General features: G+C 38.0%; 14 protein-coding genes and 2 tRNA genes. 3 read left to right on the top strand and 13 right to left on the bottom strand.

Annotation, left to right across the window (positions count from 1 at the left end; translation table 11 throughout):
* Positions 1-3: 3 nt before the first annotated feature.
* From nusA to HOD97_04350, 5 genes are all read right to left on the bottom strand, one after another.
* Positions 4-1,518, bottom strand: coding sequence for a transcription termination factor NusA (nusA, locus tag HOD97_04370; GenBank protein ID MBT4280837.1), 1,515 nt, complete (start codon positions 1,516-1,518; stop codon positions 4-6).
* A 15-nt stretch (positions 1,519-1,533) separates the two neighbouring features.
* Positions 1,534-1,968 (bottom strand): hypothetical protein, encoded by a 435-nt coding sequence (locus tag HOD97_04365; GenBank protein ID MBT4280836.1) that lies wholly within the window; start codon positions 1,966-1,968, stop codon positions 1,534-1,536.
* A gap of 102 nt (positions 1,969-2,070) precedes the next feature.
* Complete coding sequence (locus HOD97_04360) at positions 2,071-2,739, bottom strand: tetratricopeptide repeat protein (protein MBT4280835.1); 669 nt, start codon at positions 2,737-2,739, stop codon at positions 2,071-2,073.
* A gap of 19 nt (positions 2,740-2,758) precedes the next feature.
* Positions 2,759-2,830: transfer RNA gene (locus HOD97_04355), tRNA-Arg, on the bottom strand.
* A 52-nt stretch (positions 2,831-2,882) separates the two neighbouring features.
* A complete protein-coding gene (locus HOD97_04350) occupies positions 2,883-3,875 on the bottom strand; it encodes an NAD(P)-dependent glycerol-3-phosphate dehydrogenase (protein MBT4280834.1) in 993 nt (330 codons plus the stop codon).
* A gap of 124 nt (positions 3,876-3,999) precedes the next feature.
* Between HOD97_04350 and HOD97_04345 the strand changes: the two genes are divergently transcribed.
* Positions 4,000-4,083: transfer RNA gene (locus tag HOD97_04345), tRNA-Leu, on the top strand.
* 100 nt (positions 4,084-4,183) lie between these two features.
* Here HOD97_04345 and HOD97_04340 read toward each other — a convergent pair.
* The 8 genes from HOD97_04340 to HOD97_04305 form a co-directional block, all read right to left on the bottom strand.
* Positions 4,184-4,573 (bottom strand): DUF309 domain-containing protein, encoded by a 390-nt coding sequence (locus HOD97_04340; GenBank protein ID MBT4280833.1) that lies wholly within the window; start codon positions 4,571-4,573, stop codon positions 4,184-4,186.
* A 65-nt stretch (positions 4,574-4,638) separates the two neighbouring features.
* Positions 4,639-5,157 carry a hypothetical protein gene (locus tag HOD97_04335; GenBank protein ID MBT4280832.1) on the bottom strand — a complete coding sequence of 173 codons (519 nt, stop codon included), beginning with the start codon at positions 5,155-5,157 and terminating at the stop codon, positions 4,639-4,641.
* A gap of 7 nt (positions 5,158-5,164) precedes the next feature.
* On the bottom strand, positions 5,165-5,527 hold the full coding sequence (locus tag HOD97_04330) for a hypothetical protein (protein ID MBT4280831.1): 363 nt from the start codon (positions 5,525-5,527) through the stop codon (positions 5,165-5,167).
* A 9-nt stretch (positions 5,528-5,536) separates the two neighbouring features.
* A complete protein-coding gene (locus HOD97_04325; protein MBT4280830.1) occupies positions 5,537-6,025 on the bottom strand; it encodes a hypothetical protein in 489 nt (162 codons plus the stop codon).
* A gap of 81 nt (positions 6,026-6,106) precedes the next feature.
* Positions 6,107-6,886 (bottom strand): hypothetical protein, encoded by a 780-nt coding sequence (locus HOD97_04320; protein MBT4280829.1) that lies wholly within the window; start codon positions 6,884-6,886, stop codon positions 6,107-6,109.
* Between the two features lie 66 nt (positions 6,887-6,952).
* Positions 6,953-7,930 carry a signal peptidase I gene (gene lepB / locus HOD97_04315; protein MBT4280828.1) on the bottom strand — a complete coding sequence of 326 codons (978 nt, stop codon included), beginning with the start codon at positions 7,928-7,930 and terminating at the stop codon, positions 6,953-6,955.
* Positions 7,931-7,959: 29 nt separating this feature from the next.
* Positions 7,960-8,904 (bottom strand): ribonuclease HII, encoded by a 945-nt coding sequence (locus tag HOD97_04310; GenBank protein ID MBT4280827.1) that lies wholly within the window; start codon positions 8,902-8,904, stop codon positions 7,960-7,962.
* A 265-nt stretch (positions 8,905-9,169) separates the two neighbouring features.
* Positions 9,170-11,521, bottom strand: a complete 2,352-nt coding sequence (locus HOD97_04305) for a DNA internalization-related competence protein ComEC/Rec2 (GenBank protein ID MBT4280826.1) — start codon at positions 11,519-11,521, stop codon at positions 9,170-9,172.
* A gap of 108 nt (positions 11,522-11,629) precedes the next feature.
* On the opposite strand from HOD97_04305, the gene HOD97_04300 reads away from it, so the two are divergent.
* Positions 11,630-13,207, top strand: a complete 1,578-nt coding sequence (locus HOD97_04300) for a sodium:alanine symporter family protein (GenBank protein MBT4280825.1) — start codon at positions 11,630-11,632, stop codon at positions 13,205-13,207.
* Positions 13,208-13,256: 49 nt separating this feature from the next.
* Positions 13,257-13,349: IS1595 family transposase (locus tag HOD97_04295; GenBank protein MBT4280824.1), on the top strand; the 93-nt coding region annotated here is incomplete at its 3' end.

Below are 13,349 nucleotides of genomic sequence, written 5' to 3'. Positions count from 1 at the left end.
TCGTTATGCCGTCTCCTCAATTTTTTCGTTTTCAGGAATTTCCGAAGATTCCTTTTCAGTTATTGCACTATTATCCTCAGTAGGTTCGTCAGTTTTTGATTTTTCTTCAGATTCATCTTGAGTCGATTCTTCATCTATTTCTTCTTTAGAAGTCTCTTTTTCATCTGCGTTTTCTGGTACTGGATCTTTGGATTTGCTAATTTCTTCAGAATCTTCATCTCCATTATTTTCTAGCTGAATTTCTTCCGGTAATTCGACTTCTTCTTCTTCAATATCTGGCTTAACAGCCTCTTTTATGAATTCATCCACTGTATCATATACTTTTTCAAGTACTTCATCTTTTAACAAATCATCCAAAACATCATCTTCTGCTGAATCGAGGTCTCCAACGGTTAAAATTTCGATTTTTTCTAATGATTTTGCAGCTATCTTCGGAAAATCCGGAACATCAATTAGAGACGTTTTTTGGGCATCAGATCGTTTCTGATATTCTTTTTCTCCGTAAGCGTCAATTCTATATTGGGTCACTTTAGATGCCAAGTTGATATTTACACCTCCACGTCCTATCGCAATATCCAAATCGTCATCATCAAAAATTGCAACACAGTATTTGCTTTGATCCTCGATAAATAGATTAATGGGTTTTGCTGGGGATAAGGCTCGAGAAATTAATACCTCAGGCTGATCGCTTGAATTAACAATGTCGATTTTTTCATTATCCAATTCTCTAACAATGGCTTGGATTCTACTTCCTCTCATTCCAACACAGGCTCCAACCGGATCAATCCTTCGATCGGAAGATTTCACAATTATTTTCGCTCGTTCTCCGGATTGACGAGCAATTGCGGTAATTTCAATAAATCCGTCTTCAATTTCCGGTACTTCCATTTCAAACAATTTGTAAAGAAAATGATTATCACTACGTGAAACAATAATTTCCGGACCTTTTGGAGTCACTTCTACAGATTTTATCAATGCTCGAATTGTATCACCTCTACGGTAACGTTCTGTTGAAATTTGTTCTTTTCGGGGCATGATTAATTCTGCCTGTTCAATATTTACAAAGACGCGATCCCGATGAACTTGCCGAACTGTGCCAATAATAATTTCTCCAATTCGGTTGGCATAATCTTCATAGATGTTTTGCTTTTCAATGTCCAAAAGCCGTTGACTGAAAAACTGCTTAGCAGAATGAACCATTCGACGTCCAAACTGTTCAGCTTCAATGACTTCTACGTAAGAATCGCCAATTTCAAGATCGGGTTCAATCTTTTGTGCTTCCTCAAGAGAAATTTCCAAAACAGGGTCCATCACTTCATCTACAATCTCTTTTTCTGCAAAAATTTCGATTTCACCTTTATCAAGATTTACAATGACACTCACATTAGAGGCTTCACCCCTTTCCTTCTCAATGATATAAAGGAATAATTGTTCTAAAATGGTTCCTAGTTCAGATCTTTCGACATTCTTACTTCTCGCAACATCTGCGAAAAAATCAATTAATTCTCTGTTTATCACACTGCCTCCCCGCGTTTAATCAATGGAAATGTTAACTTTAGCTTCAATAATATCTCTATAGAATATTCGTTCAGGTTCTGAATCTGTTTTAACAAACTGAATTCCATCATCGTCTGCATGCAGTAATTCTGCCTGAACTTTTTGATGTGTTTCACCTCGGTTTAAAACCAACTTCAATATTCGTCCAACGTTTTTACTGAATTGATAAGGTTTAGTCAAAGGCGTAGACACTCCCGGCGTAGAAACTTCCAAACTATACCCACTAGGAAATGCGGAATCCAAAACGCCAGCATTATTCACCCGACGTGTAATGTCAGTTGTCATACGTAAATCAATTGCCTGATCTGAATCTATCACAAGGCGTACAGATCTTCCTCTTGAATCTTCTTTCATATCCAATAAATGGATCCCTTTCGGGAGCAGATTTTCGACTTTTTCTCTAATTATCATGTCTCTATACAAGCGAAAAGTGGGTCGCGCAACCCACTTTTCACGTCGTAAAATATACCAATTTACCGAGTTATCAAACGGCAATTTTAAAAGATTAATTTACTATAATTGACCCTTCAAACGTTCTGCTTTAGCACGGATAGGATTATTGGGATTGCTTTCCTGTATAATGTTATCCAAAATATTTAAAGCTTCCGAAGATTCGTTTTCAACAATATGCACCGCAGCCAAAGATAAACTATGATGATTTCGGTCAGTTTCCATTGTGCTGTATTTTACTGCGTTTTGGTAATGTGTTTTTGCTGATGTAAGATTTTTGTCCAATTCTGCAAGTTTTCCTAAAATGGAATAGGCTGAAGCTGTAAGCATTTGCATTTCGGGGTTGTTAACATAATCTGTCATATATGATTGTGCTAAATCCATTTCGCGACGGTCAAAATATAATCGTCCCAAATAATATGCTGATAATTTTCCGCTTCCTGTACTTCCAAATTCATCATACAATGCTTCAAACTCTAAGAGAGCATTATCCAAATCGCCTTGTTCAAATAGAACCATTGCCCTATTCAAAACGATCTGAGCTTCCTCTGATTTTGCGCTCATATTTCTTGATACAATTATGACAACTAATATAACTGCAAGCACTCCAATAATCGCTCTACCGTATATTTTCGAATTCGTTTCAATGTTGTGCTGTAGTGCATTTACACCTTCAAGAAGTGGATCTTTTTTTAACTCTTTTTGATACGTTTGTCTTTTTGGTTTTAACATTTTTTCCTCTTTCCTTTTGTGCCCTTGGCAGGGATCGAACCTACATCTAATCCTTAGGAGGGACTTGTTCTATCCATTGAACTACAAGGGCAGACTTTCAAATTAATTCCTAATAGTCATATGATAAAAGAACCAAAAGGATTTCATATCTCTTCATGTCTAAGGGATCGATTCATTAGATCAGTTACTGCTGTTTTAGGATTTTTATTCTCAAAGAGAACATCAAAGACCGCCGAACAGATTGGAAGTTCTATTTTATATTTGTTTTGAATACTCATGACAGATTTTGCTGTCGTCACACCTTCGGCAATCATCCCCAAATTCTTTAATACATTTTTAAGTGATTTACCTTTACCGATTTCTTCGCCAACAAACCTGTTTCGGCTATATTTACTAATACAGGTTACAATAAGATCGCCAATGCCGCTAAGACCATGAAACGTCAATTCGGATGCATGCATTGCCTTCCCCAACCGTGCAATTTCTTTAGAACCCCTTACCATTAATGCCGCTTTTGTATTATCCCCAAATCCAATTCCGTCACAAATTCCTGCTGCAATTGCAATGACATTTTTTAACGATCCGCCTAATTCTACTCCTAAAACATCTGAATTGGAATAGATTCTTAAAGTTGATGATGAAAAAATATTCCGAACTGTAGTTGCGGTTTCAATGGATTTTGAGGCACAAACTAATGTTGTAGGAAGCTGAAGAAATACTTCCTCTGCATGGCTTGGGCCATATAGACTCACAATATGATTTGGATCGGCATTTAATTCTTCAGAAATGACTTCACTCATCGTCATCAATGATTCTTCCTCTAAACCTTTAGTGAGATTAACAATAAGTTGATTCGGATTATAGATTTCCTTAAGCTGCCGTACTAGGGTTCTCATTGCACTACTTGGAACCGCTAACGCCCATAAATCCGAGGATGACCCAACAGATATATTGGATTGAATATCAATGGAATCCTGGAAATGTAAATCAGTGAGCTTAGGATGTTGCCTCGTTTTGACAAGATGATTTAATGTTGATCCTTTCCGCTGCCAAATCGAAACATCATGTCCTTTTAAATAAAGATAGTTTGCCATAACGCCACCCCAGGTGCCACAGCCAAATACTGTTATTTTCATTGATTTATACTCTGAAGTGTTTTCTGGCTTATGCTTTGAAATCATGATCTAAAGTATTTTACTAATAATGATTGACATTATTTTAGTCTTTCTTATTTTCTTGTCCAATAATTTTGGTTTATATGCCGGGGTGGCGGAATTGGTAGACGCGCTGGTCTCAAACACCAGTGGAGTTCGCTCCGTGTCGGTTCGATTCCGACCCTCGGCACTACCCTTTAAAATAGTTCTTGCATCTGGTTAATTAAACATTTACTTTAAATGTAGAAGGTGCTGGTTTGGTACCTTTGGTATGTGGAAGGGGTAGACCTTCACCTTGTTCCGAGGTCATTGTGAAGTCTGCCCCGCTTTTTTATTTGTACTTTATGGAATACTTTAATTGTTATCTTATTCTTCAGCAATAAATCAATATCTGTAATTAATGAATCACTTTCAATAAACTGATTCAGCTCAGAAATATATTTGTATATATTTATTTTTGCCCTTCTAAGCAAGTACTCAGATGCGTCGCCTTTCTTAAAATAACATTTCAAATAAGATCCGGAAATTTGGATTAATCCTTTTAAACAATAGCGATTGTCATTCGTTCGCATCTCCTTCCAAACTTGCTCCCAAATCGTATGAGCAATATCATATTGGAAACCATTAAAAGAATCGATTCCTTCATTAATCATTTGAATATGTTTGGATGTGAATTTCATATAAAAAAGGGGCTAAATAAATAGCCCCCAAATTTTTCTGATCATTACTTAAATACGATTAATCGCTATTTTTTCTTCTTTGCTACTTTTGCTTTCTCTTTTTGAATGATTTCTAAATCTTCAATTTCTTTTATCCGTTTTTCAATTGCAGTAGCAGATTGTTCTAAATTTGCAATTTTTCTTTGCGATTTACGTCTGTAACTGTCAAAACTATCCTGAAGATCTAAAAGATCCTGCTCTAAATCTTGAAATCGTCTATCAGATTTACGAGAATGTTCATTTAAATTCCATTGAACATTTTCAATCTGCTCAGTAAGGGAATCTGCCACATGCATAATTAGGTCCGTATTGGCTACAATCGCAGCTTGCGCTCTTCGTAAATGTTTTCCACGGCCTTCAAATTTTAAATTCAGTTTCCGTAAATCTTCTCTGAATTCACTATCTACAATACCAATGTGCCGATGATCCTGCTCGTTTAGGACGACCATTCTAGATTGCATGGAATCAGAAACATATTGAAAATACACGGCCACAATGATTAATACCGTTAATAAACTAAAAATAATTTTGTCTTTAATATTCATTCGATTATTATTCCTTTTTGCTCAAATCTTCTAACCGTCGTTCCCATTCGCTCATTTCCTTAGGCCCTTCCTCTGCATTAGAATCAGTTTCATCTTCCAATGCATCATCCGATGGCCCTTCTGAAGGTGGAGCAGTTTCTTCGGTAATGATTTTCTCTAATAGTTCCTGTTTCAGTGAAGTATTCTCTTTTAATTGATTCGTAAGAGATTGGATTTCATCGTTAAAATCTTTAACGGTTCCTTCAAGTCTGCTGATAAGTTCATCAAGAAGAACCTTTCCATACGAATCATTAATACCATCAAGAAGGTCATCCAGTTTTGATGTTAAATATTCTTTTCTGCCCTGTTCTTTATCAAAGTCTATTGCCATAATAATTACCTAAGAAATGATTAATGGTTTTAAATCGAGTCGAGAATTTGCTATAGAAAGATCATGCCTCCAAATGGATTTCTTAACAGTTTTGTGTAAAACCCACGTTTCTTTGAATTTTTCAGTATCCTCGTTAAATCCCTTCGCATCCAACGCCTTAATTATCGGTCCGAATACTTTTTGCTGAATTTCGTAAGGTAAACGATCGGATATTTGTTTTTCTGTAATATCTTCTCCACCACCCAACGAAGATTCAGAGCTACGTTTAAAAACATATTTTTCAGCAATGATGTGAATCTGTATCATATCGGTAATATAAACAGCAAGAGAATAATCATACCGCCTGATATCGCGTTTTAACTGAGTTGCTTTTGTAACAAGAAAATTGCTTTCCGGCGCAAAAACATCCACAGAATAACCGAGGGATTCTAAAATTTGTTTCGTTTCTTTTAATGCCGGACTTTTTTCACCGTCAAAATTAAAATAACGAACCATCATCGGTGGTGTGGGGCACATCGAAAATTTAACAGCCAGAATAATGAAAAGAAACGGTCGGACCATTGGCGCAACCAAACAAAGTTAATATATATCAAAAATGGATGGTAACGGATCTGGATTTGGATCGCCTTCATCCACAATCATATAGTCCGGATTATAATAGACCAGTTTCATAAAACTGGGTGTCGAAGATATTATTGGAAAATCCGAAGATGGTGTTTGCGCAATTCCCGAGAGTATTAACTCAACCTTCACCGGAACGACATTCCACGATGAACGATAAAACGCACGGGAAAATTTTACATTCATTACATCAGAATATGTTGAGTTTGGACCATTTAATAGCTGACTGGTTCCCTTTGGGGGACCATATACTTCGGCCAAATTCTTTTCTATTTTATTGAATAGTTTTACTTGGGAATCTACATTGCTGCGGTCTAAGGTATAATCAATCTCAAGTTTCCAAAACCCGCCATCTCCATAGAAAAATCCCATCCGAACTTCTTCTAATCCAAGATTTCCCTTAAATACAATGCTTGTCGAATCATTTGAAAAGTCTTCAGAATCTATATAAGAAGCGGACGGAATTTTGGAAATCATACTTCCCCATGGATATCCTTTGTAGCCTAAATCCAATCCTCCGGCACCCGGTACCAACTCTATAAATGTTTTACCTTCACTTATTTCTTCGGTTTCTGGCACTCCTATTTCTTCCGATCCACCCGTTGTATCCGATACAGCAACAGCTGCCGTATCCGGCTCTGAAATCGCTTCAGATGCATCATCCTGAGCGTAAACCCCAGCAACCGTTAATATGAGTGCACACGCAATAAATCGTGATTGTAGTGTAAATAATGTCATGAATTTTTTCCTTACCTCGTTGAAATAAACTACGCTGTTGCTATCCTTACAGGCAAGAGTAAAATATTAGCGAATCACCGTTCCAATCCGGTTCAATCTTGGTATCCAACTATCCAAATCGAGAGACATGAAAACAAACAATGCTTCCCCAAGAATATATTTATGCGGGACAAATCCCCAATACCTGCTATCCAAACTATCGTCCCGATTATCACCCATTGCCCAATAATAATCTTCCGTTAAAACATATTCACTCAATTCCTGAATGGGTTTGCCATCAATGACAAGATATTGAAAATCTGAATGTGTCAACACTCCGGACCATGGATTTAATTTGGTTCCATTTTCATCAAATTCACGATACTGACGAAGTACGTTTTCTTTCTTCCCCCTTCGTCTAAGATCGTAGGGATCTGTTAAATCAAATTGGTAATTCACGGTTCCTTTATTTAGTTCCGCCGTATGACCTTCCATCATCATAAGTGGAAGCAAATATCGCCAATTTGTTTCATTGTTTATTGGGATGCGGTCCCCTTTTGCCGGTATCCGGATTGTAGGATAATGATCTTTGTTCGATCCGTTTGCAAGGAAAATATCTGGTTGGCTATAAGATTTAGAAATTAAAGGCATTTGGAATCGCCCATGCTTTGGAAGAATAAATTCATCCCCATTCACATATACTTTTTTAGATTTTATTTCAAGAGAATCACCCGGGCCTGCTATCAATCGTTTGACATATTTTTGGTGGGTATCTCTGGGATATTTAAATATAATCACATCGCCCTGTCCGGGTTTTTTAAATGCTGGAAATCGTACATATGGAATATCAAACCCAATATCTGTCCAAATAATACCCAACCAATCAGGTGTGCGCATTCCATATACAAAACGGTTACCGATTAAAAAATCGCCCGTCATAATTGTGCGTTCCATGCTTCCCGTCGGCACAATGTATGATTCCATGATTGTCACCTTTAAAAGCAATACAATCGTCACTAGAATCGCAATGGATCGAATTTCCCGGATTAATTTATTTTTTGTCATAATGGATTTAAAATTGACGGGAAACTTAATCAATCCACGCCACGGAAAAACTCAATTTTTGGTTTTCCTTTCATAAATAATACGGTGCTTACATCCAGTCGGATATCTTTGAATTTTGGTTCATCCTTTTGCAAATAATGCTGAATAGCATTTTGTAATTTTTGTTTTTTCTGATGATCAACTTTAAGTGACAAATCCCCCATTTGTTCCTTTGTTGCAGATTTCACTTCCACAATAACCAGTAAATCATTTTTTCTAGCAATGATATCCAACTCGCCATGATTGCCGCAGGTGCGGTTCATTTCAAGAATGCGAAACCCATCCTTCATTAATCTGAGGGCAGTTAGCTGTTCGCCAAGACGACCAATTTTCTTTTCATTTTTCAGCCAATTCATGGTTGGCATATTTGCTTTTACCGGCGCAAAAGATTTCCGATGAATGGGACACGCTTTATGTAATATAAGTGCTTCCATGTGCAGTTTTGTGCCGTATCCCTTATGTTTTGCAAAACCATAATCCGGAAAAACAATATCGTACTGTTCCATGATTTTATCTCTGGTTACTTTCGCCACAATGGATGCAGCCATAATGGATTCAATTTTTCCATCCCCGCCAACAATTCCTTTATTCTGGATCACATTTGTCCTGAGCGGTCTTCCATCAATCAATGCCAATTGGGGAGTAGGATGTAATTTACCCAATGCCATTTTCATTGCTTTATGCGTGGCAGCAAGAATATTGGTTCGATCTATTTGTTTTGAACTCACCAATCCGACGCCGACATTTTCCGCTTTTTCCATAATAAGTTCAAATGCTGCTTGTCTGCGTTTTGGGGTTAGTTTTTTAGAATCGCCAAGCCCTTCGATTCCATGATCTTTTTTCAGAATAACAGCACTTGCTACTACCGGTCCCGCTAAAGGTCCACGGCCGGCTTCATCCACCCCGGCGATATATTTTGGATCAATTGCCATCATTTACCTTGGAATAATTTAATTCAGAGAATTGCTGAAGAGCGATTGAAAAAGAGCACTGTCATCGCCTGTATACCCAAAACGCCCGAACCGTCATCACGAAACGCGCTAGCAACAAAGTGATCCCCTTGAACTTGTTTAATCACAAATCATCAAGTTTAGACAAATGTAAGCGGGTTGCTTCATCCGCCGACTGGCGGATTCGCAATGACAGAAATATTGTGCATCGAGCATCTCTGCTCGATAGCGATCGATCTACAGAAACACACTACCTCCAATCCACCTCCCAAATTTTTTCACCATCAGATTTGAACCACACTGCTTGGTGCAAATCCGTTCGTCTGATATTTGATACCTTCTCTGATAGCCTTTCCATAACAATCGGAGATGGATGGTTAAATTTATTTTTATTGCCAACCGACACAACGGCCCAGGTAGGTTTCGCTAAGTTCAAAAATGCCTGAGTCGTGCTGGTAATGGAGCCATGATGTCCCACTTTCAGTACATCGGTTTTCAACACTGAACCGAAAGAAAGTAAAAACGCATCGCCTTCATGTTCCAAATCTCCGGTAAATAGAAAAGAATTTTCCCCATGTATCAATTTCATAACAATGCTCGCATTATTCACATTGGATTCGTGTTTTATAAAAACTGTGTCCGGAGCAAACACTTCGACGGCAGTATTACCATCAATCCGATTTATTTCTCCACTGATTAATTTCCTAATTCCTGTATTATTTTCTTCTGCCAATTCTAAAATACGTTTATATGTCCAAGAATGGTAATCCATGTGCGTATCCCAAATTGAATCGACCTGTATGGATTCCAAAACAGAAATCAATCCTCCGATGTGGTCGCTATGCGGATGGCTCATCACAATCCAATCCAATTTATTGATATTAAAATAATCCAAAACCGGAAGTATCATTTCCGTTCCAGAATCTTGATATCGGTTTCGCTGTCCGGCATCGATTAACATCGTTTTTCCATTTTGAAACCGTACAAGAGCAGCATCACCTTGACCGACGTCCAAAAAAATAACATCCATCGCGGGATGTTGAAAAGTAGGAGTCCATACAGCGACATTGAGACCGATAAGAAGTGCAATGATGCCTTTTTTTCTGAACGCTTTTTCCATGAAAAGAAAAGTGCCGATAATGGAACAAACATAGACGCACACCAAATAAATTGGCATGCTTCCCGTTTTAATAATACCATATTTAAATCCGGCGAAATACGCTGCTAAATTATCAATAATAGTCCCAAAAAACCATGCGGCCTGCCCATATACTTCGCCAACGAATGGAATCCAGCTAAAGAGTGAAATTACAAATCCAATGCCAACTAAAACTCCAATAAGCGGAACAATTATTATATTGGCAATAAGAGCAATTATCGGAATTTTTCCGAAATAAATTGCCGTAAATGGAAGGGTTCCAATTTGCGCAGAAAATGACACTAGGAATAATCCCCAGAAAAATTTTGCAACTGGATTTTTCATTTTAGGGACTTGTAGAAATTCCGGCAAAACACGATTCAAATAATTATAGAAAAATACGATAGAAATGACGGCAGTAAAGCTCAACTGAAACCCCATATTAAACAGATATAAAGGATCCCATAAAAGTAAACAAAGTGCAGCCGCAGCAATAATATTCCATATATTAGCAGGACGATTTATTACCGGCGCCAACATATAAAGACCTGCCATTAAACAAGCGCGAATTACACTTGCCTTTCCTCCTGTTAAAAGACAAAAAAGAAGCAATCCGATCCAAATGACTGCACGATCCCAACCCCAAGGAATTCGAAGTATTTTTGTTATAAAAATGAGAACGAGCAGTACATAACCAACATGAAGCCCGGATACCGCCAATACATGAACCACTCCTGTTGCAATAAAATGGTCTTTTATTTCAGGATCAACATCATTCCGTTCCCCTGTGATAAGTGCGGATAACAATCCTGCGTAAGGTTTTCCAACATAATGATGAAACGTTTGATTCAAATCTTTCCGAATCTGAGCCATTGTCCTCATAATTGAAATTTCAGAAAGTGTATCTATTGAAGGAATTGCATATTTATCTTGAAAAATTTTCCCGAAAATATTTTGACGATGATAAAAAGAACGAAAATCAAAATCCCCGGGATTTCTTCGTCCGGATAATGCCATCCATTCACCCTGCCCGGAAAGTGTATCGCCAATTAGAATGGAATGGATTCCACGTAGATATACATGATATGTAAAGGAATTATCAAAACTAATTTCAGATGCGAGATTGATATTTTTTAAATGGATCTTTTGTCCTTTTTTGGTTTGTTGAATATTTAATACGCTTCCACTGTAATGCACGGGTTGGTCATGAAGAGAATCAAGCGTTTCTCTTAATCGGGTTAATCGGTTTTCTTCTAATTCGAAATAGCCGAGAGATAGAATAAAAATAGTAATCAGGAATGCGATCTCACTCGTTGTATAATGAGAATAAACAAAAAGAAGAAACGCCAGAATTGCCAGGACGCTTAACATTGTTAATGGCACATTGAAAATCTTTCCAACCACAATTCCATTGCAAACAGCAATGGCAATAAACACTAGAGGCGACTTGCGGAATAATTCCATATTCCAAGGTAAAGACAACCTGAACTGGTCTGCAATTCCAAATTGCGCCTGTCGTTTCCATCCCGTAAACTATCGATCAAATTTTCACTGAATATAAAGGACTCATCCATGAATCGATCTAAATCCGGACTTTTAGCCTTCGGCATAATTCTTTTTCTTCTGTATGCATTTGGACTGCATTCTTTTGAAGCAGTTTGGTCTTTCCCATCAGAAAGAGCAATACCTTTAATGGTAATAGCACTCGTAGGAACCGGGATTTTTGCCACCATTCGTCTTGGTTGGCCACAAATAAAATATCTCCGGCATGGAGTCAATGTCACGCGAGGTATTTATGATAATCCCGAAGATGAAGGCGACTTGAATCATTTTCGTGCATTAACCACTGCTCTTTCTGCAACGGTTGGAATTGGAAATATTGCCGGCGTAGCTACCGCCATTTATTACGGTGGTCCGGGTGCGATATTTTGGATGTGGGTTACCGCATTTTTTGGAACCACGCTGAAGTTTGCAGAATGTTCTCTCTCTCTTAAATATCGTGAAATTGACGATCAAGGCTTTACAGCCGGCGGTCCGATGTACACCATCGAAAACGGAATGGGAAAACAATGGCGATGGATGGCAGTAGCCTTTGCAGCATTCGCCATTATTTGTTCCTTTGCAACCGGTAACGCTATTCAGTCCTTTACCGTGTCAGATCAGATTTATTCCGAAATGTCAAATATTCTTGGCCCTGAACATTTTCTTATGGTAAAACATGTCATTTTCAATGATTTTTCAGTTTCCATTCAGCAAATCATCAATGGACTTTTAATGGCAGGAATTGTTGCTCTTGTAATCATTGGAGGAATTAAACGAATCGGACACGTAACCGGTTATCTTGCCCCGGGGATGGCATTGGTTTATGTCAGTGCAGCATCTCTTATTATTTTAGCTAATTATGATAAAATCGCAGAAAGTTTTATGCTCATTTTCCAAATGGCATTTAATCCACCGGCAGCAGTAGCAGGCACGGGCGGTGGAATTTTAATGACCATGCTTTGGGGGATTAAACGCGGATTGTATTCGAATGAAGCCGGGCAAGGAAGCGCAGCAATTGCACATTCCACCGCAAAAACTAATTATCCAATCCGCGAAGGTGCCGTGGCTATGCTTGGACCCTTTATCGATACTTTGATTATTTGTACGATGACGGGATTGGTTATTCTTTCCACTGGCGCATGGCAACATACCGCATTCTTTGTGAATATATCAGCTGAAAGTAAATCAATAGCAGATGCAGCAATAGCTTCCGGGATATTTGAAGGAAGAGAATTATATAATAGCAGTCTCCTTACCTCCTTTGCATTTAAAGAAGGATTAAGTTGGCTTTTTGGAGGTGGGGACAAAATAGTCACACTTTCCGTCCTACTTTTCGCAGTTTCTACTGCCATCAGCTGGTCCTTTTATGGTGATAGATCAACAGAATATCTTTTTGGAAGCAAAGCTATCAAACCCTACAGATGGATTTTTGTATTATTTGTGTTTCTTGGAGGAATTGCGAGTCTTGAAGCGGTGTGGGCCTTTGGTGATGCTGCATTAGGAATCATGACATTTCCCAATTTGATTTCAATCATATTCTTATCCGGAGCATTGAAGAAAATGACGGGATCATACTTTGCTCAAAAACACGTCCCGTACAAAAAATAAAATAGGGTCATGACTAGAATGCATAAGATAAAAGGCTGTAAGTTCTTATATGACAATGAGAAACAAGTATGTTAGGCGTTCCCATATTTCCGAGAAGAAATTTAGACAATTGGTTAAGCTGTTTTCTTTGGATCTTGACGCC

This window comes from Candidatus Neomarinimicrobiota bacterium, assembly GCA_018651745.1.
Classification (GTDB): Bacteria; Fidelibacterota; Marinisomatia; order Marinisomatales; family TCS55; genus JAAZYX01.
The sequence above is the reverse complement of the archived record's forward strand: the minus strand, read 5'-3'. Positions and strand labels throughout refer to the sequence as shown.

What these genes read in the sequence shown, in the direction of transcription:
- lepB (MBT4280828.1), bottom strand. Translation starts at nt 7,930, where the DNA reads ATGACAAAAAATAAATTAATCCGGGAAATTCGATCCATTGCGATTCTA.
- HOD97_04325 (MBT4280830.1), bottom strand. Translation starts at nt 6,025, where the DNA reads ATGATGGTTCGTTATTTTAATTTTGACGGTGAAAAAAGTCCGGCATTA.
- HOD97_04320 (MBT4280829.1), bottom strand. Translation starts at nt 6,886, where the DNA reads ATGACATTATTTACACTACAATCACGATTTATTGCGTGTGCACTCATA.
- HOD97_04360 (MBT4280835.1), bottom strand. Translation starts at nt 2,739, where the DNA reads ATGTTAAAACCAAAAAGACAAACGTATCAAAAAGAGTTAAAAAAAGAT.
- HOD97_04350 (MBT4280834.1), bottom strand. Translation starts at nt 3,875, where the DNA reads ATGAAAATAACAGTATTTGGCTGTGGCACCTGGGGTGGCGTTATGGCA.
- HOD97_04340 (MBT4280833.1), bottom strand. Translation starts at nt 4,573, where the DNA reads ATGAAATTCACATCCAAACATATTCAAATGATTAATGAAGGAATCGAT.
- HOD97_04310 (MBT4280827.1), bottom strand. Translation starts at nt 8,904, where the DNA reads ATGATGGCAATTGATCCAAAATATATCGCCGGGGTGGATGAAGCCGGC.
- HOD97_04305 (MBT4280826.1), bottom strand. Translation starts at nt 11,521, where the DNA reads ATGGAATTATTCCGCAAGTCGCCTCTAGTGTTTATTGCCATTGCTGTT.
- HOD97_04300 (MBT4280825.1), top strand. Translation starts at nt 11,630, where the DNA reads ATGAATCGATCTAAATCCGGACTTTTAGCCTTCGGCATAATTCTTTTT.
- HOD97_04330 (MBT4280831.1), bottom strand. Translation starts at nt 5,527, where the DNA reads ATGGCAATAGACTTTGATAAAGAACAGGGCAGAAAAGAATATTTAACA.
- HOD97_04335 (MBT4280832.1), bottom strand. Translation starts at nt 5,157, where the DNA reads ATGAATATTAAAGACAAAATTATTTTTAGTTTATTAACGGTATTAATC.
- HOD97_04365 (MBT4280836.1), bottom strand. Translation starts at nt 1,968, where the DNA reads ATGATAATTAGAGAAAAAGTCGAAAATCTGCTCCCGAAAGGGATCCAT.